At 58.4% G+C, this 24,108-nt stretch carries 26 protein-coding genes; 16 read left to right on the top strand and 10 right to left on the bottom strand.

Annotation, left to right across the window (positions count from 1 at the left end; genetic code table 11):
* The first annotated feature begins 47 nt into the window (after positions 1-47).
* Both mnmC2 and AC0L6A_RS15485 read left to right on the top strand, forming a co-directional pair.
* Positions 48-725, top strand: a complete 678-nt coding sequence (gene mnmC2 / locus AC0L6A_RS15490; protein WP_473291247.1) for a tRNA (5-methylaminomethyl-2-thiouridine)(34)-methyltransferase MnmC2 — start codon at positions 48-50, stop codon at positions 723-725.
* Between the two features lie 8 nt (positions 726-733).
* Positions 734-1,597, top strand: a complete 864-nt coding sequence (locus AC0L6A_RS15485; RefSeq protein WP_473291245.1) for a DMT family transporter — start codon at positions 734-736, stop codon at positions 1,595-1,597.
* Here AC0L6A_RS15485 and AC0L6A_RS15480 read toward each other — a convergent pair.
* Complete coding sequence (locus AC0L6A_RS15480; RefSeq protein ID WP_473291243.1) at positions 1,587-3,548, bottom strand: lytic transglycosylase domain-containing protein; 1,962 nt, start codon at positions 3,546-3,548, stop codon at positions 1,587-1,589. The genes AC0L6A_RS15485 and AC0L6A_RS15480 overlap by 11 nt on opposite strands.
* Positions 3,549-3,688: 140 nt before the next feature.
* Here AC0L6A_RS15480 and dapA point away from each other — a divergent pair, with 140 nt between their 5' ends.
* Both dapA and smpB read left to right on the top strand, forming a co-directional pair.
* A complete protein-coding gene (dapA, locus tag AC0L6A_RS15475; protein ID WP_473291241.1) occupies positions 3,689-4,570 on the top strand; it encodes a 4-hydroxy-tetrahydrodipicolinate synthase in 882 nt (293 codons plus the stop codon).
* Positions 4,571-4,664: 94 nt separating this feature from the next.
* The gene (smpB, locus tag AC0L6A_RS15470; protein WP_246927905.1) at positions 4,665-5,141 is read left to right on the top strand and encodes an SsrA-binding protein SmpB; all 477 of its coding nucleotides are present in this window, start codon (positions 4,665-4,667) and stop codon (positions 5,139-5,141) included.
* 2 nt (positions 5,142-5,143) lie between these two features.
* Here smpB and AC0L6A_RS15465 read toward each other — a convergent pair whose 3' ends face one another.
* The 3 genes from AC0L6A_RS15465 to AC0L6A_RS15455 are packed head-to-tail and all read right to left on the bottom strand — an operon-like array spanning position 5,144 to position 8,423.
* Entirely contained in the window at positions 5,144-6,904 is a 1,761-nt protein-coding gene (locus AC0L6A_RS15465) for a bifunctional molybdopterin-guanine dinucleotide biosynthesis adaptor protein MobB/molybdopterin molybdotransferase MoeA (protein ID WP_473291239.1), read from the bottom strand.
* A complete protein-coding gene (mobA, locus tag AC0L6A_RS15460; RefSeq protein WP_473291238.1) occupies positions 6,901-7,536 on the bottom strand; it encodes a molybdenum cofactor guanylyltransferase MobA in 636 nt (211 codons plus the stop codon). Before mobA ends, AC0L6A_RS15465 begins: the two co-directional genes overlap by 4 nt.
* Positions 7,533-8,423, bottom strand: a complete 891-nt coding sequence (locus AC0L6A_RS15455) for a formate dehydrogenase accessory sulfurtransferase FdhD (protein ID WP_473293524.1) — start codon at positions 8,421-8,423, stop codon at positions 7,533-7,535. Before AC0L6A_RS15455 ends, mobA begins: the two co-directional genes overlap by 4 nt.
* Before the next feature lie 47 nt (positions 8,424-8,470).
* On the opposite strand from AC0L6A_RS15455, the gene AC0L6A_RS15450 reads away from it, so the two are divergent.
* A complete protein-coding gene (locus tag AC0L6A_RS15450; protein ID WP_473291236.1) occupies positions 8,471-9,181 on the top strand; it encodes an AzlC family ABC transporter permease in 711 nt (236 codons plus the stop codon).
* A complete protein-coding gene (locus AC0L6A_RS15445) occupies positions 9,181-9,513 on the top strand; it encodes an AzlD domain-containing protein (protein WP_473291234.1) in 333 nt (110 codons plus the stop codon). The genes AC0L6A_RS15450 and AC0L6A_RS15445 overlap by 1 nt, the downstream gene beginning before the upstream one ends.
* A gap of 30 nt (positions 9,514-9,543) precedes the next feature.
* Here the strand turns inward: AC0L6A_RS15445 and AC0L6A_RS15440 are convergent, their stop codons facing one another.
* From AC0L6A_RS15440 to AC0L6A_RS15430, 3 genes are all read right to left on the bottom strand, one after another.
* On the bottom strand, positions 9,544-10,140 hold the full coding sequence (locus AC0L6A_RS15440) for a hypothetical protein (protein ID WP_473291232.1): 597 nt from the start codon (positions 10,138-10,140) through the stop codon (positions 9,544-9,546).
* Positions 10,141-10,177: 37 nt separating this feature from the next.
* Positions 10,178-10,312 (bottom strand): aa3-type cytochrome c oxidase subunit IV, encoded by a 135-nt coding sequence (locus AC0L6A_RS15435; protein WP_473291231.1) that lies wholly within the window; start codon positions 10,310-10,312, stop codon positions 10,178-10,180.
* Between the two features lie 94 nt (positions 10,313-10,406).
* Entirely contained in the window at positions 10,407-10,853 is a 447-nt protein-coding gene (locus AC0L6A_RS15430; protein ID WP_473291229.1) for a DUF6173 family protein, read from the bottom strand.
* A 163-nt stretch (positions 10,854-11,016) separates the two neighbouring features.
* Here AC0L6A_RS15430 and AC0L6A_RS15425 point away from each other — a divergent pair, with 163 nt between their 5' ends.
* Positions 11,017-11,967 carry an NAD(P)-dependent oxidoreductase gene (locus tag AC0L6A_RS15425; RefSeq protein ID WP_473291227.1) on the top strand — a complete coding sequence of 317 codons (951 nt, stop codon included), beginning with the start codon at positions 11,017-11,019 and terminating at the stop codon, positions 11,965-11,967.
* Here AC0L6A_RS15425 and AC0L6A_RS15420 read toward each other — a convergent pair.
* Entirely contained in the window at positions 11,964-13,007 is a 1,044-nt protein-coding gene (locus AC0L6A_RS15420) for an MBL fold metallo-hydrolase (protein ID WP_473291226.1), read from the bottom strand. The two genes, AC0L6A_RS15425 and AC0L6A_RS15420, sit on opposite strands and share 4 nt — an antisense overlap.
* A complete protein-coding gene (locus AC0L6A_RS15415) occupies positions 13,004-14,725 on the bottom strand; it encodes an acyl-CoA dehydrogenase (protein ID WP_473291224.1) in 1,722 nt (573 codons plus the stop codon). Before AC0L6A_RS15415 ends, AC0L6A_RS15420 begins: the two co-directional genes overlap by 4 nt.
* Positions 14,726-14,819: 94 nt before the next feature.
* Here AC0L6A_RS15415 and AC0L6A_RS15410 point away from each other — a divergent pair, with 94 nt between their 5' ends.
* Positions 14,820-15,776 carry an L-threonylcarbamoyladenylate synthase gene (locus AC0L6A_RS15410; protein ID WP_473291222.1) on the top strand — a complete coding sequence of 319 codons (957 nt, stop codon included), beginning with the start codon at positions 14,820-14,822 and terminating at the stop codon, positions 15,774-15,776.
* A 5-nt stretch (positions 15,777-15,781) separates the two neighbouring features.
* On the opposite strand, the gene AC0L6A_RS15405 is transcribed toward AC0L6A_RS15410, so the two are convergent.
* Positions 15,782-16,360: a YqgE/AlgH family protein gene (locus AC0L6A_RS15405; RefSeq protein ID WP_473291221.1), complete on the bottom strand. Its 579-nt coding sequence runs from the start codon at positions 16,358-16,360 to the stop codon at positions 15,782-15,784.
* 103 nt (positions 16,361-16,463) lie between these two features.
* On the opposite strand from AC0L6A_RS15405, the gene AC0L6A_RS15400 reads away from it, so the two are divergent.
* The 8 genes from AC0L6A_RS15400 (at position 16,464) to cobM (ending at position 24,096) form a co-directional block, all read left to right on the top strand.
* The gene (locus AC0L6A_RS15400) at positions 16,464-17,291 is read left to right on the top strand and encodes a protein-disulfide reductase DsbD domain-containing protein (protein WP_473291220.1); all 828 of its coding nucleotides are present in this window, start codon (positions 16,464-16,466) and stop codon (positions 17,289-17,291) included.
* A gap of 216 nt (positions 17,292-17,507) precedes the next feature.
* Entirely contained in the window at positions 17,508-17,735 is a 228-nt protein-coding gene (locus tag AC0L6A_RS15395; protein ID WP_473291218.1) for a DUF6732 family protein, read from the top strand.
* Between the two features lie 3 nt (positions 17,736-17,738).
* Positions 17,739-18,971, top strand: coding sequence for a sirohydrochlorin chelatase (locus AC0L6A_RS15390; RefSeq protein WP_473291217.1), 1,233 nt, complete (start codon positions 17,739-17,741; stop codon positions 18,969-18,971).
* Positions 18,968-19,624, top strand: coding sequence for a precorrin-8X methylmutase (locus tag AC0L6A_RS15385; RefSeq protein WP_473291216.1), 657 nt, complete (start codon positions 18,968-18,970; stop codon positions 19,622-19,624). Before AC0L6A_RS15390 ends, AC0L6A_RS15385 begins: the two co-directional genes overlap by 4 nt.
* On the top strand, positions 19,621-20,820 hold the full coding sequence (gene cbiE / locus AC0L6A_RS15380) for a precorrin-6y C5,15-methyltransferase (decarboxylating) subunit CbiE (protein WP_473291214.1): 1,200 nt from the start codon (positions 19,621-19,623) through the stop codon (positions 20,818-20,820). The genes AC0L6A_RS15385 and cbiE overlap by 4 nt, the downstream gene beginning before the upstream one ends.
* Positions 20,817-21,518, top strand: coding sequence for a precorrin-2 C(20)-methyltransferase (gene cobI / locus AC0L6A_RS15375; protein ID WP_473291213.1), 702 nt, complete (start codon positions 20,817-20,819; stop codon positions 21,516-21,518). The genes cbiE and cobI overlap by 4 nt, the downstream gene beginning before the upstream one ends.
* Positions 21,509-23,308, top strand: a complete 1,800-nt coding sequence (gene cobJ, locus AC0L6A_RS15370; protein WP_473291211.1) for a precorrin-3B C(17)-methyltransferase — start codon at positions 21,509-21,511, stop codon at positions 23,306-23,308. Before cobI ends, cobJ begins: the two co-directional genes overlap by 10 nt.
* Positions 23,305-24,096 (top strand): precorrin-4 C(11)-methyltransferase, encoded by a 792-nt coding sequence (gene cobM, locus AC0L6A_RS15365; protein WP_473291209.1) that lies wholly within the window; start codon positions 23,305-23,307, stop codon positions 24,094-24,096. The genes cobJ and cobM overlap by 4 nt, the downstream gene beginning before the upstream one ends.
* Positions 24,097-24,108: the final 12 nt, after the last annotated feature.

Here is a 24,108-nt window from a genome sequence, read left to right as displayed (position 1 = left end):
CCTTCTTCATGGTCGCGCGAGTTTCAATGAGGGTTCTAAGGCACATCATGACAAAGCGCCAGACAGCGACCATCACGTGGAAAGACAGCGGTGTGCCGGTGGCGGATCGGTTCGACGACCCCTATTTCTCGCTTGAAGACGGGCTGGCCGAGACGCGCCACGTGTTCATCGATGGCAACGACCTTCCCGCGCGTATCGGCGCGGGCTCTCACATTGCAGAGCTGGGGTTTGGCACCGGGCTGAACATGCTGGCCGCCTTTCTTGCTTGGCGCGACGCGGGCGCGCCGGATGGCGTTCGCTTTACCTCGTTCGAGGCCTTCCCGATGGAGGCCGCCGACATCGACCGCGCTCTGCAAGCCTTCCCCGAAGCGCGCGCCGTGGCGGATCCGTTTCTGGCGGCCTGGGCAGATGGTCAGCGGCGGCTCGACATGGATGGGTTCGCGGTTGAGGTGATCGAGGGCGATGCCCGAGAAACGCTTGCCACTTGGGAAGGCCGCGCGGATGCGTGGTTCCTTGACGGCTTCTCACCCGCGAAAAATCCAGAGCTTTGGGGTGACATGCTGATGGGCGCGGTCGGCGCGCACACCGCGCCAAATGGGACGTTTGCGACATTTACCGCCGCAGGTTTTGTTCGTCGCGCCCTAGACGTAGCAGGTTTCGACGTGGAACGTATTCCCGGATACGGGCGCAAGCGGCATATGAGCCGCGGCAGATTGCGACCCTAGGGGACGCAATGGATCGCAACAACCAAATCGGCATCTGGCTTATGGTCGCCACGACCTTTGTCTTCGCGATGCAGGACGGAATCTCGCGCCATCTGGGCGGGGAATACAACGTCTGGATGGTGGTGATGATCCGCTATTGGTTCTTCGCGGCCTTTGTTATTGTGATTACACGGCGAAACGGGGGCCTTTCACAGGCGCTTAGACCCGCGCGCCCTTGGTTGCAGATCACACGCGGAGCGCTTTTAGCGCTAGAGATTTGCGTGACCGTTCTGTCGTTCACGCTGCTGGGCCTTGTGGAAACCCATGCGATTTTCGCGGTGTACCCGCTGATGGTGGCCGCGTTGTCCGGTCGGGTTCTGGGCGAGCATGTGGGCTGGCGGCGTTGGGCCGCCATTGGTGTAGGTTTCATTGGCATACTGGTCATCCTGCAACCAGGATCAGGTGTGTTTTCGCCCTATGCAATCATACCTCTCGTCGCGGCTGCTATGTTCGCAGTCTACGGGTTGATGACGCGGTTGGCTGCGAAAACGGACAGCACGCAGACCAGCTTCTTCTGGACGGGCATTATGGGCGCGGTCGTCATGACAGTGATCGGCGTCTGGTTCTGGGAGCCGATGTCCCAACGGGATTGGGTGTGGATGGCGCTTCTATGCTGCACTGGTGTGCTGGGCCATTGGCTCTTAATCAAATGCTACGAATTTGCTGAGGCCAGCACCGTCCAGCCCTTCGCTTTTCTGCAGCTTGTGTTCGTCAGCATCATCGGTGTCTTAGTCTTTAGCGAAACTCTGCACACCAATGTTGTGATTGGTGCGGTGATCGTCGTGTCGGCCGGGATATTCACTCTGATTCGCAGCCGGCGCGCTACTTCTTAAGCTCTTTGGACAGGCGCAGAGGTTCCGTCTGTCCCTTCAAGCGCGCCCGGTAGACAGGCAGGCTTTCGGTCACGCGCATGACGTAGTTGCGTGTTTCGCGAAATGGGATGTGTTCGATCCAGTCGATGATGTCGACTGACGACGAGCGCACATTGCCAAACTTCTCGGTCCAACTGCGTGAACGACCGGGACCAGCGTTATAGCCCACGGAAATCAGCACTGGATTGCCTTTGAAGTCTTCAATCAGCTTGGCCAGATACTCGGACCCGAGCCGCGTGTTGTAAGTGGGGTCTGTGGTCAGCCGCGCTTTGGAATAGGGCATATCTAGCCGTTTCGCCATGTCAGACGCTGTACCCGGCATCAACTGCATCAGCCCGCGCGCACCCGCGCCCGAGACCACGGATGGGTCAAATTCGCTTTCGCGGCGTGCAATGGCCAGCTCAAGCGCGCGGGGAACAGTGCGGTTTCCGCGCCCGATATCAGGTGTTGGAAAATATGCGCGGGCAATCGTGTGGCCCTGACGCGCGGCCTGTTTCGCGATCATGACTTGAAGATGTGGCTCTTTCACGCTTTCAGCCCACTTTCCAAGCTGCCCCAATTCCTCACGCGATAGGCTTTCGGCCAAATGCACCGAAAACCGCTCGGCCCAATAAAGCTCGCCCGCAGCGTGCAGCAGGCGCGCGGCCTCCATCACCGATCCACCCCAGAAGTTTGCCTGCTTGTGGTCAGGGAAGGGCTCGGAACCCGTCAGGCGCGGGTCCATAGGAACGCCGGCTTTTTCGGCCGCCAGAAGGCCATAGAAACTTGTCTGGTACTCTGCGCCAAATTCATAGGCTGCCTGAGCGCTGATTTTATCACCCTGCGCCTCATAGGCGCGTCCGTTCCAATACCCAGCGCGACCCAAACTGATTGGAGTCTCAACCCCCTGCTGGAAGGTTTGGAAGTGGGTACTGGCGGTTGCGGGGTCGTTCAATTTGCGAAGTGCCAAATAGCCCGCCAGCCATTCCAAATCGTTCCGACTGGACCCGTTCGGGATGTGATGTGATGCTGCAAGGCGATAGGCCTGTTTGGATTTCCCTTCGCGCATGGACCAGCGGGCCAACACACGTCGCCAGCTTCCCCAGCGATCAGGCTCTCCCAAAGACTGCGCCGATTTGGATCGTTCAAGTAGCAAATCCGCCGCGTCCTGATTGCGCCCTTTGGAGGCGCGCCACAGGAATCGTTCATAGGCAAGGCCCGGGTCATCAGAAAGGCTGGCTGGAACAGCTTTGACCAACGCGTCCACACCATTTTGTTTGCGACGCAACCCGATGCGTGCCTTTGCCAAGACCTGCTGGCCAGAGGTCAGTGACGGCAACAGGCGCGTCGCTTCCTTGGTGGACCCGCGCCACAAAAGCATGTCTGCACGATCCCAATGGTGGGATTTCAGCGCGTCGCCGTAACGGGATAAAAACGCATCGTGTTCGTCCTGATCCAGCGACATGGACACCCAGGCCAGAATGATCTGTGCCTTAGCCTCTTCCGTCTTGCCGGTTGCCTTCAACGCCTCAGCCAGTCGCAACGCGCCCCGGCCGGTTTGCGGAGGTTGGTTTTTGAAGAAGTCTAGCACCTCGGATGGGGTGTGGTTATGGGGGATCGATTTTTCGGACCGCTTACGCAGAAGTTTCAATCCCGGCCAATCAGGATGGCGCGCCAAAAAAGCACGCGTATCGGCAAAACTTCCCTTTGCTTCGCGCAGACGATGCCATTCGACAATGTCAGACGCCAACGCCCCGCCATTGCGCGCTTGGGCAGAGGCCGTTCCCCATTCATCCGCACGTGCAGATTTAATGGCGGCCTGAAACGCCGAAACCGCAGCTGAGTCCTGTGCGACCGCCCCCGTAAATGAGGGTAAACCGATGAAAACAGCCAGCAAAAGGGCTGGCGTAAAGCGCGAAATGATCCTGTTCATATGCAAAACCTATCTTTGTGGCGCTAACACGCAACACACAAACTTGGCATTTGTGATGAACCCGGCTAGTTTCCGCCGCGTTTGTAGGGTGATTCAGCGTCCGTACACAGACATAACTGGAAACACAGACAAAATGGAGCGTGTCATGTTTAAAGCGATCTCTTCCTGCCCTGGTTACGCCGTTCAAGAACGGTGCAGTGGATTTCGACGCGCTCAAACACCTTGTAGAGTGGCAGATCGAAGAAGGTTCATCAGGTTTGGTGCCTGTGGGGACGACCGGCGAAAGCCCGACTGTGACCCATGAGGAACATGAGGCCGTGATTGAAGCGGTGGTTGAAGCCGCCGCTGGACGCGTACCGGTCATCGCGGGTGCCGGGTCGAACAACACCGCCGAATCGCTGCGGTTTATGGAGCACGCCAAGCGTGTAGGTGCCGCGGCTGGTCTGGTCGTCACACCTTACTACAACAAGCCGACCCAGCGCGGGTTGATTGCCCATTACGAGACGTTGGCCAACGCGGTTGATCTGCCCATCGTGATCTACAACATTCCGGGCCGCTCGGTTGTTGATATGACACCTGAAACCATGGGGGCTTTGTCCAAGCACAAAAACATCGTGGGCGTTAAAGACGCGACCGGCGATCTGGCGCGGGTCAGCTTTCAGCGCATGACCTGTGGTGCGGACTTCATCCAATTGTCGGGCGAAGACGCCACGGCACATGGATTCAACGCTCAAGGTGGTGTTGGCTGCATCTCAGTCACCGCGAATGTGGCCCCGCGCCTTTGTGCGGACTTGCAGGCAGCAACGCTGTCGGGTGATTTCGCAAAAGCGTTGGAGATTGCCGACAAGCTGATGCCCTTGCATCAAGCGATCTTCATGGAGCCAGGTTTGTGTGGTGCCAAATACGGCCTGTCTAAACTGGGCCGCTGCGGCACCGAAGTGCGCAGCCCGCTGACCGAGATCACGGACGAGACCAAATCCGCAATCGACGCTGCCATGCGTCGCGCCGGGTTGATCAACTGATCCAAAGTTAAAAGGGGCCGTGCAATGTCGCGGCCTTTTTCTTTGCGCGCGCGATGGGCTGGACAGTTCGCAGTCCAAGCCCTACATCCGGACCATGGCTAAGACGAAAGAAGATCCCAATTACAAAGTGATCGCCGACAATCGGCGTGCGCGGTATGACTACGCGATCGAGGAAGATATCGAATGCGGTATCATCTTGATGGGGTCCGAGGTGAAATCTTTGCGTCAGGGTGGGGCGAACATTGCCGAAAGCTATGTGGCAGTTGAAGACGGCGAACTTTATCTGACCAACAGCTATATTGCGCCCTACAAACAGGCCATCACTTGGGGACATCTGGAGCGGCGCAAGCGCAAGCTTCTGGCGTCAAAACGCGAGATTTCCAAGATGTGGAATGCAACCAGTCGCAAGGGTATGACCCTTGTGCCGCTGGTCATCTATTTCAATCACAAAGGTCTGGTGAAGGTGAAGGTCGGCATTGCCAAGGGTAAGAAAGCCCATGACAAACGCGCGACTGAAGCCAAGCGTGATTGGGGCCGTCAGAAGCAGCGTTTAATGCGTCACGGCGACTGAGGTCAGACAATTCCAAAACTTGCGTAAGGTAGGAAGCGGACGGGTGCGCCTGGTGAGATTTCCATTGCCTCATCGGGAAGCTCCACAAGACCAGTAGCCCAGCTAAGACCAGAGATGCGGCCAGAGCCTTCGGACTTAAACGCTTCAACCTGACCGTCTTCATTCACGCGCGCGCGCAGGTATTCACGGCGGCCCGCTTTTTTGGATTTCTTGAAGGCTGCCGGCAAGGTGATCGCATCTGTCCCCAACCAAGCCCCCCCTGCCAGAACCGAGAATGCAGGGCGGGCGAAAATCAACGTGGTGACAAGGGCCGCGACCGGGTTGCCGGGCAGGCCGAAGACCGGAGTGCCATTCCACTGGGCCAACACCAGCGGGCGGCCCGGCTTGATGGCAATGCGCCAGTGATGCAGAGATCCAGTTTCTTTCAAAAGCGCCGAGACATGGTCTTCGTCACCCGCCGAAGCCCCGCCAGAGGTGAGGATCACATCTGCTTTGGTGGCTGCGGCGTCAAACGCAGCGCGCAGCGCGTCGCGGTCATCGGCCACATGACCAAGGTCGACAGGGGTGTATCCCCAACCCTCGGCCAGTGACAGAAGCATCGGGCGGTTGGCGTCAAAGGTGCGGGCAGGGTCCAGCGTGCTGCCAGGCTCTGCGAGCTCATCGCCGGTGGACAGGACGCCCACCCGCAAACGTTTGAAGACCTGCGCGTTGGGTAGGCCAAGCGCTGACAGAAGCGCCACGTCTGGTGCACGCATTTTGTGGCCTGCGGATAGGGCAAGCTTGCCGGCTTCCACATCCTCGCCAGCCGCGCGGGCGTTGGCGCCGGGTTTTACGCCTGCTGGGAAACGCAGCGTTTGCCCGTCAATTTGAACGTCTTCTTGCAAGACCACCGTATCCACGCCTTCGGGCAGCAACGCGCCGGTCAGAATGCGAATGGCATGGCCTTTTGGCACCGTGCCGGTGAAAGGGTCGCCCGCAGCGGCGCGATCTGCGATCAGGGGCAGTTCGATCACGTCACCCTTCGGCAGATCCGCATAAGCAAAAGCGTAGCCATCAACTGCGGAGTTTGCTCCGGGCGGATTTGAGCGGGCGGCCATGTGGTCCGACGCAAGGATACGGCCGCGTGACTGCGCTGTGGGCGCAGTTTCGGTGTCGACCACGGGTGCGAGGCGGGATTTCAACGTATCCAGCGCCTCGTCCACCGGGGTCCAATGCACGCCGGGTGGCAGGGCAAAGCAGTTATTTTTCAACCCGTAGGATTTACGCGGAGCAAGGCCGGTGGTCTCTGCGATGAAGTCTGCGATTGCTGCGGTGTCATCCAGATCGAAGATTGGAAGGTCCAAGTCGGGCAACAGCTCATCGCTGGCCACGGCGCGGATCGTATCATTGGAGGGTGCTAATAGCGCTTCGCCGGTGGCAGCACGGTGAGCTTCGATCTTGGGATGCGGCGCGCCTTTGAATCCTTCAACCAGCACAAGGTCACAGGGCTTCAGGCCCCGGATCAGCTCGGCCAATCGGGGTTCAGGATCATCGCGCAATTCGTGCAAACTGGCGATGCGGGCGGATGATACCAGCACAACCTCTTGCGCCCCCGCGACGCGGTGTCGGTGGGTGTCAGTGCCAGGTTTCTCAAGATCCACACCGTGGTGGGTGTGTTTGAGCGTCGAAACCCTTAACCCCTGCGCAGTAAAATGCGCCACAAGCCGTTCCATCAACCCGGTCTTTCCGCTGTTCTTCCAGCCAGTGACACCGAAAATTTTCATTGGGTGGTCTCCAGCAAAGCTTGCGCATGGGCAAGATCGTCCGGCGTGTTCACATTGAAGAACGGATCGAACGGCGTTGGCGGAAAGCTTGCAACTGCTGCGCCGTGTTTGTCGGTCCACAGTACCACTTTGCGCAAGCCGCCCTTCAATGCCTCGCGCAGATCATCGCGCAACGAGACTGGCCACAGCCCAAAGGTAGGTTGCCGCATCGCACCTCGTTGCGGATCAAGCGTGGCCGCCAAAGCAATCTCAACACCGTCGCGCTGTGCGGCGATCATCAGGCGATCTGCCAGATCGCGCGGAAAGAACGGGGTGTCAGCAGCAGCAGATATGACATGGGTCGCACCGGTCTCAGCCGCCCAATCAAGACCCGCCAGCACGCCCGCCAATGGCCCGGCGAACCCTTCAATACTGTCGGGCAGAACTGGTAGACCAGTGTCCGAAAACCGGTCCGGATCACCATTGGCGTTCAAAGCCATCGCGCCGACTTGGGGGGCGAGCCGATCAATCACACGAGTTAATAGCGTGCCGTCGCCCAAAGGCAGCCGCCCTTTGTCGAGTTGTTGGTCTTCTCCACCGCCCATCCGGGTGGCAAGACCCCCAGCAAGGATTATGCCTGCTGGCCGGGTCATTTCGCGGCCCCTTTCCGACGGTGCTTGCCATCTTCGCGTACCATGTGGGATGGGTCTACATCGCGGATCAGGCGGTCTTCACCCGACAAGCATGTAAACCGCTGGCCGCGCATGCGCCCGATCAGGGTCAGGCCGATATCCTGTGCAATCTCGACGCCCCACGCGGTGAAACCAGACCGTGAGACCAACACGGGTATGTCCATCTGCGCGGTTTTGATCACCATTTCCGAGGTCAGTCGCCCCGTGGTGTAAAGGATCTTGTCGTCGCCTGTCACATTCTGGTCCAGCATCCAGCCTGCCACTTTGTCGACTGCGTTGTGACGTCCGACATCCTCCATATAGACAAGCGGCCGATCGCCCTGACACAGCACTGTGCCGTGGATGGCCCCTGCTTCAAGATACAGCGAAGGCGTGCGGTTGATCTTCTGCGACAATGCATAAAGCCAAGATGTTTTTACGGATGATGGGGGAAGGGTCAGTCCTTCTAGCCCTTCCATCATGTCGCCAAACACTGTGCCAACCGCGCATCCTGACGTGCGTGTTTTGCGCGCCAGTTTGTCTTCGTAGTTGGTTTCAGTCGCCGTGCGCACCACCACTGTGTCGATGTCTTCGTCATAGTCCACGCCGGTGATGTCGTCGGCTTCAGACAACATGCCCTGATTGCGCAGAAATCCAAGAGCCAGAAACTCCGGGTAATCGCCGATGGTCATGGCGGTCACAATCTCGCGCCGGTTCAGGAAAATCGTCAAAGGACGCTCTTCGACCACGTTGATGGTCACGGGCGTGCCGGTTTCATCATGTCCCGTCACTGCGCGTGTCAGCCGCGTGGCCCCGGGATCCGGTGCAATTAAGTACTCTGACAGATCGTGTTCCGTGGCCAATTGCAACTCCTGTGCGGACACCTTAAGCGTTAGAAGCAATCTAGGATTTCAGCATGACAACGTCCAACCCGAAACGACATTTCTTGCGTGGAACGCGTGATGCGCTTCCTTTTCTGCTTGTTATTATCCCTTTTGCCGCGCTTTTCGGTGTGGTGGCGACCGAAGCAGGTCTGAATGTGGCTGAAGTCATGGGATTCTCGGTGCTTGTGATTGCTGGGGCGGCCCAATTCACGGCTGTCCAGATGATGACCGAAAACGCCCCAACGGTGATCGTTATTCTAACGGCCCTTGCGGTGAATTTGCGCATGGCAATGTACAGTGCATCTTTGACCCCCTATCTGGGCAGTGCCCCGATCTGGCAGCGTGGATTGGTTGCGTATCTGATGGTCGATCAGGCTTATGCTCTGTCTCAAATCAAGTTCGAAATGGAGCGTGATCTAACCATGTCCGAGCGGGTCGGGTACTATCTAGGAACCGTCGCGCCGCTTGCGCCATTTTGGTACGGAGCAAGCTATCTTGGCGCGGTCGCTGGCGCACAGGTACCACCCGAAATGGCGTTGGATTTCGCGCTGCCTATTACCTTTCTGGCTATGATCGCCCCCTCGTTGCGAACCTTTGCACATGTAGCCTCGGCCGGGACGTCCGTAGTCCTTGCGCTGGCAATGGCGTGGATGCCCTACGGCACTGGGCTGTTGGTCGCAGCCTTCGGTGCGATGATCGTCGGCGCACAGGTTGAGCTGTACATGGAACGGAGGGCCGCGTGATGGAAGAGTTGAACCACACCACCGTTTGGTTCGTCATCTTTGCGATGGCGATTGGTAGCTTCCTGATCCGTTTCAGCTTTTTGGGCCTGATAGGGGACCGCCCGATGCCCGAATGGCTGCTGCGCCATTTGCGATATACACCCGCGGCGGTTCTGCCTGGTTTGGTTGCGCCGCTGGTGTTGTGGCCCGCTGCAACGGGGGGCATCCCAGATCCTGCGCGTTTGGCTGCAGCGCTGGTGACATTGTCGGTGGGCTATTTCAGCAAGAACGTATTGGCGGCCATCTTGTCAGGTGCCGTCACGCTTTATGCGCTTCTGTTTTTGTTGGGATAACGCGGAACGAGAATACCGAAAACGCGTGGATTAGATGCCACGCGTTCTGATTTCGTTATCTTTATGTGGGTCGTTGTCGCTGAAGCTTTGGCTACGCACACCGGGAAGTTGCCCGAAAGCTTCCATGATCTTCTTCGGATAATACGTTTGCGGGATCGAACTGAACCCGGGAAGGCTTCGCAAAATCGCGCTGACCGATTGACCACAATGGGCCTTGGGGACAGCGCCATATTGCTCGGCTGCGCGTTTTGCCATTTCAGCGACCTGTGGTGACACAACAAGATCTTGTTTGATCACGTCATAGGTAACCCGGGCGTGGTAATCGATGTAGAAATCCACGGCCTTGTCCGTCATGCCGTAATGTACGTCATGACGCTCGGGCAAATTGGGGTGATTGAACGTGCCGGCCGGGTCAAAGATGACCCTTTGTGATCCGTTGATCAGAAGCGCCGAATGTGCACCAGAACCAGATGCCTTGGATACAACCGTAATCAACGTGATGGTCGAAGGGCCATCATGCCGATAGTTGGCTTCCGTGACGGACTGATCACTGGCCCAGATACTTTCCGCGCCGCCGCAACCGGCAAGCGAAACAACCAACGACAGCACAGCAAGCAAGCGTACCATAAGACCCTCGAACCTAGAAAATTGGTAACGTGTCGCCTTAAGCGCCGACGATAGCCAAGAAGACCAAAACGGCCAGAATGACGATGACCGACCATTTGGTCACGTTCATGAAGCCCGCATAGGTTTTTTCCTGAGAGCTCGTTTCCATGGTGCCATGCACGTGTTCAGCCATGTTGTGAATCCTGTTCTGAATTAGCGTTTTGCCTCAATTAGCGGATTTCCGGGCCTCTGTCACGGCCCGGATTACCTTTGCGACACAGACTTTCTTATTCTTCTTCTAACTGAGCTGCCAGTCGAAAGCCGATACGGTTTGGTTCCGCACTCTGAATCTGCTTGGGAAGCGCGCGCAGCATGACCGACAGCTGACTTACATGCTGAACCAGCTGGGTTTTCGTGCCTTCCCCGTCTGATCCGTAATAGGTGATGATGTCAGGGTCGAAAAAGCCGATCCCTTCGATCCGAAGCACCCCGGCATCTCCGCCGGCAAAGCCCATGGCGATCTCGTGCTCGTTATCCAGCTGTTCTTCGAAGTTTTTGATATAGAGAATCAGCCGCTCATATGCCCATTGCGCAGGGCTTTTTTGCTCAACAGGAGTTTCCGCAAGCTTTGCGGGTAGTTCTTGATCCTCAACCACGACCGGACCGGCTTCGCTGCAATCAACGGTATGCGAACGCGGTTGGCGGGGCGGGGTTTTGGGGGTGTCGTCAGACATACAGGCACCGTTCTTTGAAAGTTGCATTTCATAAAGACTGGCACAGGGAAGGCCGGGCGTCACGTCACGATCTGATGATTTGTACAAAAGCTGTGCGATGTCGGAAACGGGACAGCAGAAAAGTCTGCGGACTGAAAGCCTGCCTCCAACAGGGAGGATTAGAATGAAGATCGGATTTGTAGGGCTTGGGAATGTCGGCGGCAAACTTGCGGGAAGTTTGCTGCGCAATGGCAAGGATTTGACGGTTTTGGATTTGAACCCAGAATTTGTTGCCTCATTTGTAGCGCGTGGGGCAAAATCTGCGGAAAGTGCGGCAGACTTGATGCGCCACTGTGATGTTGTGATCACGTGCTTGCCATCGCCCGCGGCCTCTAATGCTGTGGTCAGCGAGATGTTGGACGAGGTCTGCGAGGGTAAAATCTGGCTTGAAATGTCGACCACGGATGAAGCCGAAGTACAGCGGTTGGGGGCCGAGGTCATAGCGCGCGGAGGTGCGGCTGTGGATTGCCCGGTCTCGGGTGGGTGCCACCGGGCGGACACTGGCAATATCTCGATCTTCGCGGGCTGCGATCGTGCCACGTTTGAACGCGTTTTGCCGATCCTTACCGTGCTTGGGCGGCGGGTTTTGCACACAGGTGAATTGGGGTCCGCCTCGGTTCTGAAGGTGATGACGAACTATCTGGCGACCGCGAACCTGTTGACCTGTTGCGAAGCGCTTGTGACGATGAAAGCGGCCGGGCTGGATATGGCAACCACCTATGAAGCCATCAAAATCTCGTCCGGCACATCGTTTGTGCATGAAACAGAGAGCCAAGTGATACTGAACGGATCGCGCGATATCTCGTTCACGATGGATCTGGTGAAGAAAGACATTGGACTGTTTCAGGCGATAGCTGATCGGGCCGATGTCCCATTGGAAATCTCGCCTTTGATGATTGAGATTTTCAAAGACGGGATCGCGCGTTTCGGCGAACGGGCCCAGTCAGACGACATCATCCGCCGATTGGAAGAAGCCACTGGTTTGGACATCACTGCGCCGGGTTTCCCTGCCGAGATGGTGGATGATGAGCCAGAAGAGGCGGGACACGAGGTCGTGCCGCGCGGACGGGCTTAGACTGACTGCCAAATCCACGCGCCATCTTCACGCATCGTGCGGGTGGCGCGTCCTTCATGCAGCAAATGGTTCAGATGCCCGACAGCTTCGACCAACGCCAACCCGTATTCGCCACCTCTGATCTCGCGTTTGAACAGCGGCAGGAAACATTCGCCTGCTGTGTGTGGTTCGGATAGGAACTTTGCAAGTCTCTCTAAGGCGCTGTGGTGGTTGTCGATCAGCTGCCGCATACGTGTAGGCAAGCCTGTGAAGGGCAGTTTGTGACCGGGCAGGACCAGTTGGTCGGGCGTTGCGTATTGCTTTAGGCGTTCGTTGGCTTCCAGCCAGTCACCAACCGGGTCGGCATCCGGTTCCGTCGCATAGACACCAAGGTTCGGGCTGATTGTCGCCAAAAGCTGGTCGCCACCGATCACCACTTCACCATCCGTAGACCAGAGCGTCGCATGTTCTGGCGCGTGGCCGTTGCCAATGCGCACATCCCAATCACGTCCGCCGAAGTGAATGCGGCTGCCTTCCTTGATGCGTTTGAAGCCAAGCGGCATATCGGCCACGATATCGGCGTAGTTGAACGGGCGTTCGGTCAGGCGTTTTTCATAGACCTCGCGGTCCATACCTGCCGCGCGCCAATAGGCGAGCGTTTCGTCCACAGGCTCCATCTGTTCGTCCAGCAACAACATGCGAGCGAAAAGCCATGCGGTGCGGGTGGTGACCAGCTCTGCACCGTGCTCGCGCTGAAACCATCCTGCCAGCCCCACGTGGTCAGGGTGGTGGTGCGTGACAATGACCCGCACCACAGGTTTTCCACCCAAAGGACCGGCCAGCAGGCGTTCCCATATGCGGCGGGTTTTCTTTGAGTCAAATCCCGTGTCGACGATGGTCCAGCCCTCAGGATCTTCGAAGGCGAAGACATTCACATGATCCAGCGCCATAGGCAGCGGGAGGCGCGCCCAAAGCACACCATTTGCCACTTCGATAACCTCGCCTTCAGCAGGGGCGTCGGGGAAGGGGAAGCTGAGCTTTCCGGTTTTGGCGTTACTCACGATGCCAGATCTTCTGGGCTAAGCGCATAAAGGCCGCCGGCACCCGCACGAGCTTGCGCGAATTGTGCGACATGTTCGGGAAGCAAGCGATTGATGTGGAAGCGGGCAAGCTCGGTTCGTGGACCTTTGCCACCTTCTGCAATCGCTGCTTTCAGGTGCATATGAGCCCCCAGCACGCGGGCAAATCCCATCAAGAAGGGCACGGCACCGGCGAAGCGGTCTTGCATGTCTTTCTGATCGGCCATCCACTCTACGCTCTCGCGCAGGTCTTCTGCGGCGGACCAAACGGCCTCGGACATCGTCGGGAATTGGGCGCGCGCACCCTCGGCTTGTGTTTCGATCTCTTCCAGCAGGCGGAATGCAGCCTCGCCCCCGTCCATCATCTTGCGGCCAACCAGATCCATCGCCTGAATGCCGTTGGTGCCTTCGTAGATCGCAGTGACACGCACGTCGCGGCAGTATTGCGCAGCGCCTGTTTCTTCGATGAAGCCCATGCCGCCGTGGACCTGTACGCCAAGATGGCTGACAAGAATGCCCGTTTCAGTGCCATAAGCTTTCACAATCGGCGTCAGGAGGGCAGCGCGGGCTGTCCATGCGTCGTCGCCGGTGGCGTTGGACATGTCGATGGCCTTGGCCAGCGACAGCGCCATGGCACGGGCAGCAAATAACTCGCAGCGCATTTGGGTCAGCATGCGGCGGACATCAGCGAAATCGACGATCATGCCTGTGCCTTTGTCACCCAGCGGAGTGCGGCCCTGTTTGCGTTCAAGCGCGTAGGTCAGCGCCTTCTGGTAGGCCCCTTCACCTGCGCCCAAGCCTTGCACACCCACGCCCAAACGCGCGTTGTTCATCATGGTGAACATGGCGGCCATGCCTTTGTGCGGTTCGCCGATCATCCAGCCCTTTGCACCTTCAAAAGACATAACGGCCGTGGGGCTGCCGTGCAGGCCCATCTTGTGTTCAAGGCTGACCACGCGCAGGTCATTCATTTCACCCAGATTGCCATCGGCATCAGGGATCAGCTTTGGCACGAGGAAGAGTGAGATACCCTTTGTGCCCGGCGCGCCATCGGGCAAGCGGGCCAGAACCAGATGGCAGACATTTTCAGTGATGTCGTTGTCGCCCCAGCTGATGAAAATCTTCTGGCCCGTCACAGCATATGTGCCGTCACCATTGTCAGTCGCTTTCGAAGTCAGCGCACCCACGTCTGAGCCTGCCTGCGCTTCAGTCAGGTTCATCGTGCCCGCCCATTCGCCGGAAATCAGTTTGGGCAGATAGAGTTCTTTGATCTCGTCCGAGGCATGATGTTCCATGGCTTCAATCTGGCCTTGGCTCATCAACGGGCAAAGCTGAAGTGACAAGTTCGCCGCCGACATCATGTCGTTCACGGCTGTTTGCAGGGTCAGGGGCAGGCCCATGCCGCCATATTCCGGGTCTGCGGCCATACCGATCCAGCCGCCCTCGGCGATTGCGGCGTAGCTGTCGGCAAATCCGGGCGATGTGCGCACAATGCCGTTTTCCAAAACGGCGGGGGTCAGATCGCCATCGCGGTGCGACGGGGCCAGCTTGTCTTCACACATCTTACCGGCTTCGGTCAGAACCGCCATCGCCACGTCACCTGTGGCTTCGGCGAAGCGATCGGTTTGCGGCAAGTCGTCATAGCCAATGATGTGGTCGAACAGGAACTGGAAGTCATCGGTTGTGGCGCGGTAGGTCATGTTCGATCCTTGGCTTCTGGGCCTTGGCCCGTTAACTGGTCAGTGATGATCCCTTACCGAAGGTCAGTAGGGCGGCAAAGGAAAACGCAGCGTCATGACACAGCGCGAGCTGAAAACCGAGCATCTAAAGGCGAACGCGACTGGTGTGGCGCGGGCGGCGGAATTGCTGTGTTCGGGCGCGCTTGTGTCCTTCCCGACCGAGACTGTTTACGGGCTTGGTGCGGACGCGACTAATGACACCGCTGTAGCGCGCATTTTTGAGGCTAAAGGCCGGCCTCATTTCAATCCGTTGATTGTTCACCTGCCGTCCGTCGAGGCGGTGTCTGACTATGCGGTTCTGGACGGTGAGGCGCGCGATTTGGCCATGGCCTTTTGGCCCGGCCCTTTGACGCTTGTGCTGCCACTTAAGCCAGATGGACCGTTGTCGGCGCTGGTTTCAGCTGGTTTGCCAACCGTTGCGATCCGCGTTCCAGAACATCCCTTGGCGCAGAAGCTATTGGCGGCAGCGGGTGTTCCCGTTGCAGCGCCGTCCGCAAATCCGTCGGGACGGATCAGCCCCTCGACTGCGCAGCATGTTCTGGAGGGGTTGTTCGGTAGGATCGAAGCAGTTTTGGATGGCGGCCCTTGCGGGGTTGGCGTTGAAAGCACGATTGTAGGGTTCGATCCGGCACCTACACTATTGCGCCCTGGCGGCTTGCCAATCGAGGCATTGGAAACTGCAACTGGGCAAGCTCTCGCCATTCGCGGGGAAAGTGCATCGATTAATGCGCCAGGGCAGCTGACGTCTCACTACGCACCCGATGCACGTATGCGATTGAACGCGGGTGAAGCGCGTCCCGAAGAACGAATGCTAGGCTTCGGTGATGTCGAGGCCGATCTGAACCTGTCGCCCTCAGGCGATCTGGTCGAAGCTGCAGCGAATTTGTTTGGCTATCTGCACAGGCTGGATGCTGAAGGGAATGCTCCAATTGCGGTATCACCCATTCCGGATCATGGGCTGGGGCGTGCAATTAATGATCGCTTGCGTCGGGCCGCTGCCCCGCGGACCTGATGGATTCAGGCGTTTCCGCCTTCAGCGGACAGAAGTAGCGGATCAATGCCCAGCTGTGCCAACGCAGCGGTCCATTTGTTTTTATCATCCGCAGCAAACACGATAGCTTTCTCAGCGTCACAGGTCAGCCATGCGTTTTGCTGGATTTCATCTTCGATCTGGCCCGGCGACCATCCGGCATATCCAAGCGCCGCCAATGCGTCCTCTGGACCTTCCCCATGTGCGATCGCTTCAAGAATGTCGCGCGTTGCCGTCATCGAAAACGCGTCATCCACCTTAAGTGTGGAATCGTCGTTGTCATATTCGCCAGAATGTAGAACGAATCCCCGGCCCCCTTCAACGGGACCGCCAAAGAATACTTTTCCTGCCTTGGTGATCGAACTGGCATCAATCTCAAGCTGGCTCAGCACATCCCCAAGTGACAGATCTTCGGATGGTTTGTTGACGATTAATCCCATTGCCCCTTCAGGCGAATGGGCACACATGAAAACAACGGAATTCTCGAATCTGGAATCCCCCATGCCGGGCATGGCAATCAACAGCTTTCCGCTCAGGTTCATTTCACTGTCATCGATGTCGTTCATACTTAATAGAAAAGCGGGCCTAGGGGTGGTTTGCAAGGGCTGGTCACAACTTATCTAGTAATTGTGATTTCACATGCAGGAATTGCTCACTATGTATTCGGGTATGAAACTTAAGAACGCCTTCCTGTCTGCCTGCCTAAGTGTGATGTCTTTGGCGACGCCAGCTGTTGCTCAGTCTGGGGCACCCGTATCACTTGAGGATGTGGCGCAGATTGATGTGTTGCCGGGATGGCGCGATGCGTCTGGCAACCACATGGCCGCGCTGCGCGTGCGATTGGCGGATGGATGGAAAACCTATTGGCGCAGTCCGGGCGAAGCTGGCATCCCTCCAAGCCTTGATTGGCGTGGATCAGGCAATCTGGCAGGTGTGACCTTCCATTGGCCCGTGCCCGAGGTCTTCGATACAGCCGGTATGCGAACCATTGGGTATTCCGGTGATCTGGTGCTGCCCATGACATTGACCCCTGAGATGGTTGGTCAGCCAATCTCGTTGAAGGGTAAGGTCAATCTGGGTGTTTGCAAGGATGTCTGCATGCCGATGGATGCGCGGATATCTGTCACCCTGCCGGTTGAAATGAAAAGCGCTGCACGTCCCATCAAGCGCGCACTGCGGGCGCGACCTGATACAGCGACCGAAGCAGGAATGCGAAAAGCCACCTGCCAAGTCGAGCCGATTGCAGATGGATTGCGACTGACGGCTCAGATCGACATGCCGCGTGTAGGGCGGGGCGAGGTGGTGGTGGTCGAAACCCCTGATCCGTCACTTTGGGTCAACACCGTGTCGACCGAACGATCCGGCAAAACTCTGACAACGGTCGCCGAACTGGTGCCCACATCTGGTAAGCCCTTCGTGCTGAATCGCGCGGACGTGCGGCTGACAGTTCTGGCCGCAGGTCGTGGCGTGGATATTCGGGGGTGCACGGGCAGCTGATCCGGTCGCACGCGCTTTAATGTCGCCATTCGGCACTTCGGTGCCGCCTTTCCCATTGCACCTGTTCCATTCGCTTTCTATACGAGAGGCAGACGAAGCCCATTGGGCCAGAGAGGTTGGCTGTTGAAGATTGACCCAGATAGGGGATCGGACACAGCGTCGTTGAAGAAAAGAGGCAACCTTTTTGCGCCCGCAATTTGCGTGAAAGGATGTCGCATGACCCGTCTTGCACTTGTTCTTCTAGGCCTATTGGCCGGCCCGGCCATCGCCCACCCCAGCCATATCGGAGAGGTCGCAGGACATGACCATATCGGTGCGATCATCTTGATCGGTCTGGCAGCGGGAATTGGACTTTGGGCGGCTTTGAAAGGCCGCAAGGACGATGAGGCCAGCGCCGAAGAGGCCGAGATTGAAGAGACTGACGAAGAGCCGCAGGAGGCCTGATCCATGTCGAAAATTGGTGTGATGATTTGCGGGCATGGCTCGCGTAGCCAGGCCGCCGTTGATGAATTCGCGGTCCTAGCTGAAAAACTCCCGGCATACTTTCCGGACGACTGGATGACCGATTATGGCTATCTGGAATTTGCCAACCCCGTGATCCGTGATGGGCTGGATCGCCTGCGCGAAGCGGGTTGTGATCGTATTCTGGCCGTGCCGGGTATGCTGTTTGCCGCGATGCACACCAAGAACGACATCCCAACCGTGCTGAATTCCTATGCGGAAAAGCACGGCGTGGACCTGACTTATGGGCGCGAGCTGGGCGTTGATCCCAAGATGATCGCCGCCGCCGGTGCGCGCATTCAAGAAGCCGTCGAGGCTGCGAATGCAGACAAAGGCGAAGTCCCACTGGAAGAAACCTGCCTTGTGGTGATCGGTCGTGGGGCGTCTGACCCGGATGCAAACGGCAACGTCGCCAAAGTTGCCCGTCTTTTGCAGGAAGGTATGGGATTTGGCTGGCTGGAAGTCGGCTACTCCGGCGTGACCTTCCCCTTGGTCGAGCCCTGCCTGAATCATGTGACCAGGCTGGGCTACAAGCGCGTCATCGTGTTCCCATACTTCCTGTTTACCGGCATTCTGATCGATCGGATCTATGGTTTCACCGATAAGGTGGCCGCCGAGAACCCGGACATCGATTTTGTGAAGGCGGGTTATCTAAGCGACCATCCAAAAGTGTTGGAGACCTTCGCAGAACGCGTGACGGAACAGTTGGGCGATATGCGTCCGCCAAATTGCGGAACTTGTGGCTATCGCACGCAGGTTCTGGCGATGGATGGCGGAGAAGAAATCACAATCTCGGTCGATGATCGCGAGAAGCATCCAGCCTTTGCCGATGTGCCGCCCCCGACTTGCGTGATGTGTAAATACCGCGTCGAGGTTCTGGGATTTGAGGACGAGGTTGGCGCTATTCAAGAAAGCCACCACCATCACGTGGAAGGGCAGGGGGCATCCGCGCCCGGCTCGAACGTGGCGGATTGCAAATTGTGTGACACCTTCTGCACTGGCGAATGCCGTCTTCATATGGGGCATCACCACCATCACGATCATGACCATCATCATGACCACGGGCACGATCATGACCACGATCACGGACATCATCACCACCATGATCACGACCATGTGCACGCTGAATACCCTCATGCGAAGCACCCGCATGGCCCAGAATCGGCGCGGTCAAAATGAACGCGGGCCGGCCCCCTCTGCGCTATGAGCGTGACCCGATGGCGATATACGCCGAAAGCTTCGCGACCCTGCGCCGCGAAGCGCGGCTAGATCGCTTCCCGGGTGGCATGGCGGCCCTTGCCACGCGTGTGATCCATGCTTGCGGTATGGTCGAGGTCGCAGACCGTCTGGCCTTTTCGTCAAACGCCTATGAAGTCGGCCACGCAGCGTTGAAATCCGGCGCGCCGGTCCTTTGCGACTGCGAGATGGTCGGCGCGGGGATCATCCGCCGCTATTTGCCCGCGGACAACGAGGTGATCGTCACGCTGAACGACGCGCGCACGCCGGGCCTTGCGAAAGAGATCGGCAACACGCGCTCGGCCGCGGCGGTCGAGCTGTGGGCGGACAAGCTTGAGGGCGCGGTCGTTGCTGTCGGCAATGCGCCAACCGCGCTGTTCCACTTGTTAGAACTGATCGACGCAGGCGGCCCGAAACCGGCCGTGATCCTTGGCTTCCCCGTTGGCTTCGTCGGCGCTGCCGAAAGCAAGGCAGAGCTGGCCAACAATTCGCGCGGCTGCGAGTTCGTCGCCCTTCGTGGCCGTCGCGGTGGATCGGCCATCGCGTCAGCCGCCGTGAACGCCTTGGCCGCCGGATTGCCGGAGGAAAAGACATGAGCCAGCCGTGGCTACATATTATCGGGATTGGTGAAGAAGGCGTCGATGGGCTTGCCCCGGCGACCCGTGCCGTTCTTGACGCCGCCGAGGTCATCATTGGCGGCAGTCGCCACCATGACATGGTCGCGGGTGACGCCGAACGTCTGTCCTGGCCCTCGCCCTTCGACAGCCTGATTGCCGAGCTTGAAGCGCGGCGCGGCAAACGTGTGGCGGTGCTGGCGACAGGTGATCCCCTGTGGTTCTCGGTAGGTGCCAAAATCGGTCGCCATCTGAACCCGTCCGAGATTGTCTATCATCCCCAAGTTGGCGCGTTCCAACTGGCCGCCGCCCGGATGGGCTGGTCGATGGCGGATCTGGAAACATTGACCGTGCATGGCCGCCCGGTTGAGCAGATGATTGCCTTCATCCAGCCAGACGTGCGCTTGCTTGTGCTGACCACTGGTTCCGAGACCCCCGGCCAGATCGCAGCCTTCTTGACCGAACGTGGTTTCGGAAAGTCCCATATGACTGTTCTGGCTCATATGGGTGGCGAGAATGAAGCGCGGTTTGACGGGTTGGCGGAAAGCTGGGACCACGACGTGCCCGAATTCAACACGCTGGCTGTCGAGTGTATCGCGGCCCCAGATGCGGCCCTTTTGCCGCGTGTGCCGGGGCTGGCAGACAAGCTGTTTCAATCCGACGGCACCATGACCAAGCAAGAGGTCCGTGCGATTACATTGGCGAAGCTGATGCCGATGCGCGGCGCGCTTTTGTGGGACATTGGCACAGGCTGTGGATCGGTCGCGGTCGAATGGATGCGAGGTGCCCGCTATGCCCGCGCTGTTGGTATTGAACCCCGCGCGGATCGGCGCGCCATGGCCGCAGCGAATGCGCTGGCGCTGGGCGTGCCACGTCTTGAACTGGTGGACGGAATGGTTCCCGCTGCGCTCGACGGGTTAGAAGCCCCTGATGCTGTGTTCATCGGCGGTGGCCTGTCGGACGAAACCTTTGATGCCGCATGGGCTGCCCTGCGTCCGCTTGGACGTTTGGTCGCCAACGCCGTGACCATCGAAAGCGAAATGTGCCTGACCGCGCTGCACAAGAAACACGGTGGGCAGTTGGTGAAACTGTCCGTAGAGCGCGCCGAGGGGCTGGGATCGCTTTCCGGCTGGAAACCACTGCGACCGGTCACTCAGTGGAGCCTGATTAAAAGATGAACGGAACCCTGTATGGGATCGGCCTTGGCCCGGGTGACCCCGAGCTGATGACGCTGAAAGCCGCGCGCCTGATCGCTGCGGCGAAGGTCGTGGCCTATCCAGCATTAGAGAAGGGCGATAGCTTCGCCCGCTCGATTGCTGCTGACCTGATCGCTGAAGACGCGGATGAGATCCGCATCCCCGTGCCGATGACCCTTGAGCGCGCTCCGGCGCAGGCCGCCTATGATGCGGGTGCTGCACAGATCGCCAAGCGATTGACTGCGGGCGATGACGTGGTCGTGCTGTGTGAAGGCGACCCGTTCTTTTACGGGTCCTTCATGTATCTTTTCGCGCGCCTGTCGGACCGGTTTGATTGCGAAATTATCCCCGGCGTGACGTCGATCACCACGGTGGCTGCACGGGCGAAAAAACCACTGGTCGCGCGCAACGAACGGCTGACCGTTCTGCCTGGCCCCTTGGATGAAGCCGAAATGCGGTCGCGTATTGAAGGCGCAGAGTCGGTGGCGATCATGAAAGTCGGGCGTCACTTGCCGAAAATCCGCGCAGTGATCGATGACCTTGGTCTGACCGACAAAGCCACCTATGTGGAACGCGCGTCCCTACCCGAAGAGGTCGTATTGCCGCTATCTGAAGCCCCTGAAAAGGCCCCCTATTTCTCGATGATCCTGCTTGCGAAAGGAACCGATCCATGGCTGTAAGCCCCGTCGTCATCTGCCTGAATAAATCAGGTGAAGAATTGGCCCACCGGGTCGCCAAACTGCTGGGCGCACAGGTCCACGGGCGGGAAGGTCGCGTTGGGAAAGCTGATGCTTTCTTCCCAAATGCGCTTGATCATACGCGGATGTTGTTTGCGGCAGGCACGCCTATCGTTGGGGTTTGCGCAGCGGGCATTCTGATCCGCGCTGTGGCCCCCATTCTGGCGGACAAACGTGCAGAACCTCCGGTCGTATCTGTGGCTGATGATGGCTCGGTCGTTGTGCCGCTTTTGGGCGGGCATCGCGGGGCGAACCGTCTGGCCAGTCAGATCGCAGCCGAGATCGGTGCGACGGCAGCTGTTACAACGGCGGGTGATGTGTCGCTGGGCGTCGCATTGGACGAGCCGCCAGTGGGATACCGTTTGGCAAATCCGGAAGATGCGAAAGAAGCCATGGCCGAACTGCTTTCCGGCGCAGGTGTGTCCATCGTTGGCGAAAACATTTTTGACATCGAGGACGCAGGCGGTTCCGTTGAACTGGCCGTGACCGAAGCCTCGGTCGAGACCGGCTCAAATCGCCTGGCCTATCACCCCCAACGCTTTGCGCTGGGTGTGGGCTGCGCGCGTAATGCTGACCCGGAAGAACTGTGGCAGAACGTTTCCGCGCAGTTGAAGGCCGCGAATATCGCGGTAGGCTCGATTGCTTGCGTGACCTCATTGGACCTTAAGGCAGACGAAGCCGCCATGAACCAGCTGGCCGCGCGCTTGGGTGTGCCGTTCCGGGTGTTTACGGCAGAGGAACTCGAAGCAGAAACCGCTCGTTTGGCAAACCCGTCGGACGTGGTGTTCGCGGAAGTTGGCTGTCACGGTGTGTCCGAAGGCGCAGCGCTCGCTGCCGCCGGTCCTGACGCCAAGCTGGTCGTCGAAAAGGTGAAAACCGCCAACACCACCTGTGCTATCGCCCGTGCACCGGAACCCATCACCGATATGCGGGGCCGGTCACGCGGTAAGCTGTCGATCGTCTCGATCGGACCGGGTCAGCACACATGGCGCACGCCCGAAGCCAGCCATCTTCTGCAAGAAGCAGAAGAGCTGGTGGGCTATGGCCTCTATATCGACCTGATTGGCCCGCTGGCCGCTGGCAAAACCCGCTCGGACTTCCCGCTGGGTGGTGAAGAAGATCGTTGCCGTTATGCGTTGGAGCAAGCGGGCAAAGGCAAAAACGTCGCGCTGGTTTGTTCGGGTGACGCGGGCATCTATGCGATGGGCGCGCTGGTGTATGAACTTCTGGACCGTACCACCGAAGAAAAAGGCGTCAGCGATGCAGCGCGTCGGGTCGAAGTGGTGTCCACTCCCGGTGTGTCCGCGTTGCAAGGGGCAGCCGCCCGGGCAGGTGCGCCATTGGGTCACGATTTCTGCGCTATTTCGCTGTCGGATCTTCTGACGCACCGTGAAGACATCGTGAAACGTCTTCACGCCGCCGCCGAGGGGGATTTCGTGATCGCCTTCTACAACCCGGTCTCGATGAAGCGTCGCACTTTGCTTGCTGAGGCACGCGACATTCTGCTGAAACATCGCCCCGCCGATACGCCGGTCATGTTGGCATCGAACCTAGGTCGTCCGACCGAAAACATCCGCTATCGCCGTCTGGACGAATTGCAGGTGGACGAGGTCGATATGCTGACCGTTGTGCTGGTTGGATCGTCCAATTCTCGCCTTGCCCAATTGGGCGAAGGCCCCCGTATGTTTACCCCGCGCGGCTATGCCCGCCGCATTGATGGAGACCTGTCATGACCGTCTATTTTATTGGCGCAGGCCCCGGCGATCCCGAACTTCTGACCCTAAAGGCGCAGCGTGTGATTGGCGAATGTCCCGTCTGCCTTTACGCGGGTTCCTTGGTCCCCCCACAGGTGGTCGAATGTGCCCCGGAGGGTGCAAAGGTGATGGATACGGCTGCGATGACGCTGGACGACACCCACGCTGAAATCAAAGCTGCCCACGCGCGCGGCGAAGATGTAGCCCGTGTGCATTCTGGTGACCCGTCGCTTTACGGTGCGATTGCCGAACAAATCCGTCGTTTGAATGCGGATGGAATCGACTATCAGGTTATCCCCGGCGTACCCGCATACGCCGCTGCTGCCGCTGCTCTGGGGCAGGAGCTGACCATCCCAGAAATTGCGCAATCCATCGTTCTGACGCGTATGTCGATGCAGTCGACTTCAATGCCCGAAGGTGAAACGCTTGAGAACTTCGCCAAGACGGGCGCGACGCTGGCCATTCATCTTGCTGTGCGCAACATGCGCGAGATCGAGCGGGTTTTGATCCCGTACTACGGTGAAGATTGTCCCGTTGTGGTTGCCTATCGCGTTGGCTGGCCGGACGAGATGATGATCCGTGGCACGCTGGCTGATATTCGCAAGAAAGTGCGCGCCGAAAAAATCACCCGGACAGCGCTGATTCTTGCCGGGCCCGCATTGGATCGCGGTCGTGATTTCAAAGATTCAGCACTTTATGATCCGGCAAAACCACATGTGCTGCGTCCAGTGGTTGGGGTTGATCTGGTCGAGGACCACAATACTTGATCTAACTGCGGG

The sequence above is a fragment of the Aliiroseovarius sp. D2-2 genome, from assembly GCF_055809455.1.
Note: the sequence above shows the minus strand (reverse complement) of the source record. Positions and strands in the feature narration are given on the sequence as shown.